Origin of the sequence: Streptomyces sp. NPDC058052, assembly GCF_042885515.1 — a bacterium.
GTDB lineage: Bacteria > Actinomycetota > Actinomycetes > Streptomycetales > Streptomycetaceae > Streptomyces.
On record NZ_JBHVRX010000076.1, the window covers coordinates 679 to 1,749 of the forward strand.

The window sequence follows — 1,071 nt, forward strand, 5'->3', positions numbered from 1 at the left end:
CGGTTTGTTCACCAATGTGAACTCTTTCATCTCAATATGAGTACCTCTGTAATTACAATGAATCTCTCTAAAGTTTCTAAAATTTGGAATACATTTAGAAGTAAATATTACATTTTTCTCTAAATCCCTAACGACATAAGAGGTATATATTCCTGCTTGAGGAATAATAATGTCTAATCCTTTAATAAATGGGTTAGGGTACGATTTACGTATGTATAAATAGGGATTCCCATCGTCATACATCGTTTTCCATCTCGTATCAAAGTAATTGCTGAGTGTATAAGTAATCATCCTTCATCAACCTTCGATTTGTTAATTTTCATTATAAATATATTCCCTATTTTTAGGAAAATAAAAACTAAAATCATAAATTTTTTTAAATTAAATAGATCTAAATAAAATAAAACACTATACGAGATAGTTTAACGAGCGTGGCTATGTCGTCGCATAGAGTTTTAATGTGTAAATGAGTTAGCTAAAAATTTCTCATTAAGTCATACATTTGTAGGTGAGGGTGTGAGGCTTAGGTTTGTCTGAGGTAAGACATCCTGCATGCTAGCTCAACGTTGAATTTATGACTAGTTTGAAATAAAAGGTAGAAAAAAGGGTATATGCTAAAAAGTCAGTAATAAACAAATTGAGGTGGTGAGTATATGTTAGAAACCGATAGACTTTACTTATTAAAACCAGATATTGAGCATCTTGATGCGCTTTTCCAACTACATACGAATAATGAATCAACAAAATACACTCCTAAAGGTATACACGAGAACAAAGATATTACTAAAGGATTTATAAAAGGTTGGAGAAGACATTGGGAAGAAAATGACTTTGGATACTTTATGTTAATAGCCAAAGATACTGGAGAATTAGTAGGGATGAGTGGTTTTGAATATCGCACCATTAATTATCAATTATTCTTAAACTTATATTATAGACTTTTTCCAAAATATACAGGTGAAGGATTAGCTACTGAAGCAATCGAAATGATATCACGATGGATGAAACAATTTGATGCAGTAACACCAAAACTTATACGAACGAATCAAGTCAATGAATCTTCTATTAAGC

General features: G+C 31.0%; 2 protein-coding genes. One reads left to right on the forward strand and one right to left on the reverse strand.

What is annotated here, in order from left to right; translation table 11 throughout:
- A partial coding sequence (locus ACFVU3_RS39965; RefSeq protein ID WP_390073696.1) for a hypothetical protein occupies positions 1-243 on the reverse strand: 243 nt, incomplete at its 3' end.
- Positions 244-653: 410 nt separating this feature from the next.
- On the opposite strand from ACFVU3_RS39965, the gene ACFVU3_RS39970 reads away from it, so the two are divergent.
- On the forward strand, positions 654-1,071 hold a 418-nt coding region (locus tag ACFVU3_RS39970; RefSeq protein WP_390073697.1), incomplete at its 3' end, for a GNAT family N-acetyltransferase.